Annotated in this window: 1 pseudogene; it reads right to left on the bottom strand. The window is 51.0% G+C overall.

Features of this window, described 5'->3' with window-relative positions:
* A pseudogene (locus HBA93_RS23295) lies at nt 1–239 on the bottom strand (UPF0104 family protein); the annotation flags it as partial.

The following is a 239-nucleotide window of genomic DNA, read 5'->3' as shown; positions in this document are numbered from 1 at the left end:
GATATCGGCAAGGCTTATACCTTCGGCTGCATAAATACGGTAGCGAAGTGCGCCGCCTGTGAGCAATGAAAAGCCAAGAGCATTGGAAATTGCATAGCCTGCAGCACCGGCAACAGCAGCCAGCCTCTTCGGTATCTGATTAGGAGCAATCGTCTCTACAGCAACCACGTCATAAAGCGCGACCGCCGCGTAGCTCAGCATTGTAAAAAATATCGCAAGCCCGATTGTCTGCCATGAAA

This window comes from Ochrobactrum sp. SFR4, from assembly GCF_019730395.1.
Classification (GTDB): Bacteria; Pseudomonadota; Alphaproteobacteria; order Rhizobiales; family Rhizobiaceae; genus Pseudochrobactrum.
This window is presented reverse-complemented; position numbering and strand designations above follow the sequence as displayed.